This is a genomic window from Thalassospira sp. UBA1131 (assembly GCF_002311515.1).
Lineage (GTDB): Bacteria > Pseudomonadota > Alphaproteobacteria > Rhodospirillales > Thalassospiraceae > Thalassospira.
Genome location: NZ_DCAO01000004.1, coordinates 26,964 through 29,455 on the forward strand (window position 1 = coordinate 26,964; position 2,492 = coordinate 29,455).

A 2,492-nucleotide genomic window follows, 5' to 3' on the forward strand; every position below is an offset into this window, starting at 1 on the left:
GCGTATATGACCGACGATATGTTCCGCCGCCTCCAGGAAAGTACTGAAGGCAGCTTTGCCGGTGTCGGGATCGTCATTGCCCTTGATGATGAAAAGCGCATCCGGATCGTCTCGCCGATTGATGATACGCCAGCCGCGCGCGCAGGTTTGCGTCCGGATGACCGGATTACGCACATTGATGGCTATCAGATGGTTGGCGAACCGATTTCAGAGGCCGTGCGTCGGATGCGTGGCCGTGTCGGGGATCCGGTGACCCTGACCATCCAGCGTGTCGAAGACAGTTTTGATGTCACGGTAAAGCGTGCCCGGATTGAGGTGCCCTCGGTCACGGCAAGCATCATTGATCAGGATATCGGTTATATCCGGGTGTCGCGATTTGATGCGACCACACTCGACCAGACGCAGGAATATTTGCAGGAACTTGAAGACCGCATCGCATCGCCACGCGGCATTATTGTCGATTTGCGCCGCAATCCGGGTGGGCTTCTCGACAGTGCGGCAGATATCGCCGATCAGTTCCTGACAGAAGGTTTGATCGTTGCCACCGAAGGACGTGGGGAGCGCAAACTGAGGAGCTACGAAGCTGACCGGTCTGATTTCTTTGAGAAAGTACCGATGGCAATCCTGCTTGATCGTGGTTCGGCATCCGGTGCAGAGCTGATGGCAGCGGCCCTTCGTGAAAACGGCCGTGGCATCATCATCGGGGAACGTTCCTTTGGCAAAGGGTCGATGCAGCGCATTATGCCGCTGACCTCTGGCGGTGGGCTTAAAATCACTACCGGTTACTACACCACACCTGAAAATCACATTGTTCAGGGTCATGGTGTGATCCCGGATATCGAAATTACGCTGGCGGATGCCGAGGAATTCGAACGCGAGATTGATCTGGAGCACGCACTGCCGTCGCGCCGTCGCGATCCGCGTCAGTCATTGGCAACCCTTGAGGCCACCAGCTGCGAACAGGATATCGAGATCGAACGCCTCGGCAAATCGAGCCGCGAGAACCTTGAGGAAAATCTGGCAGAGAGCGAAGGTGAGAAACCGCTTCGTGATTCCGTTCTTGAATGTGCGGTGGGCTATTTCGATAAAGGCCCGCTGGCAAATTACCGCAATCAGATGGAGCCGCTGCTGCGCGCAGGTCTCTGATCGTAGCTGCCTGATAAGGCACCAATAAAAAAAGCGCGGCCCGTAAAGGTCGCGCTTTTTGTTTTATCGGTCTGGTGATAGGGGGCGGCTTAACCGCGTGCCAGCAAATCAATCAGGCTTGAGGTATCCCAACGGTTGCCGCCGCGTTCCTGCACCTGGGCATAGAACTGGTCAACCAGGGCCGTGACCGGCAAACGGGCACCATTGCGTTTGGATTCTTCAAGGCAAATGCCCAAATCCTTGCGCATCCAGTCAACCGCAAAGCCGAAATCAAACTTGTTCTCGACCATGGTGCTGCCGCGGTTTTCCATCTGCCAACTGCCAGCCGCACCCTTGGAAATCACATCAAGGACCTTTTCCATATCAAGGCCGGCCTTAACACCGAAATTGACACCTTCGGAAAGGCCCTGAACCAGACCGGCGATGCAAATCTGGTTGACCATTTTGGTCAACTGGCCAGAACCGCTTTCACCCATCAGCTTGCAGGACTTGGCAAAGGCATCAATGACCGGGGCCGCGCGATCAAACGCATCCTGATCGCCGCCACACATGACGGTCAGAACGCCATTCTCGGCACCAGCCTGACCACCGGAAACCGGGGCATCGATGAATGAAATGCCCATATCCTTGGCCGCAGCATAAAGTTCGCGGGCGACATCGGCCGATGCGGTGGTGTTGTCGATCAGGACAGATCCCTTGTCCATACCGGCGAACATCCCGCCGTCGCCCAGCATGACGCTGCGCAGATCGTCATCATTGCCGACACAGGAAAAGACGAATTCCGCACCCTTTGCCGCCTCGGCCGGGGTAGGGGCGGACGATCCGCCAAATTCGGACACCCATTTTTCTGCTTTGGCTGAAGTACGGTTGTAAACGGTAACGTCGTGACCTGCCTTTTGCAGGTGACCGGCCATCGGATATCCCATGACACCCAGACCGATAAATGCACATTTTGCCATTGTTTGCCTCCCGAAGGTTTATATGCCTCCAGTAAAGGTTGCAGCGCGGGCAATGTCAATGAACGCAAATGTTACCGCGACAATGTTTTCACCATCCGGAAGACCAGAGACTGAGCGATCTCGTCAATCTTCATCAAGTTCTTCGGCGACGCTGTGAATGATCCGGCGGTCATATACAAGGATTTCCGGCCGTTTCCCGGGGTATTCAAACTGCGACAGATAGAACCGGATGGCGTTGATGCGCGCACGTTTCTTGTCATCTGACTTCACGATCACCCACGGGCTGTCGGTGGTGGAGGTATGGAAGAACATGTCGCGTTTGGCCTCGGTATAGGAATCCCAAAGGTTCTGGGAGGCCAGATCAACCGGGCTGAGTTTCCATTGTTT

Annotated in this window: 2 protein-coding genes and 1 pseudogene; 1 reads left to right on the forward strand and 2 read right to left on the reverse strand. The window is 55.4% G+C overall.

Translation table 11 applies throughout. The features are described 5' to 3' along the window. A partial coding sequence (locus B3Z49_RS00510; RefSeq protein ID WP_296987323.1) for a S41 family peptidase occupies positions 1–1,146 on the forward strand: 1,146 nt, incomplete at its 5' end. A gap of 89 nt (positions 1,147–1,235) precedes the next feature. Here the strand turns inward: B3Z49_RS00510 and B3Z49_RS00515 are convergent. Both B3Z49_RS00515 and B3Z49_RS00520 read right to left on the reverse strand, forming a co-directional pair. Next, entirely contained in the window at positions 1,236–2,105 is an 870-nt protein-coding gene (locus B3Z49_RS00515) for an NAD(P)-dependent oxidoreductase (protein WP_008890561.1), read from the reverse strand. A 123-nt stretch (positions 2,106–2,228) separates the two neighbouring features. After that, positions 2,229–2,492, reverse strand: a pseudogene (locus B3Z49_RS00520) (polyphosphate kinase 2); the annotation flags it as partial.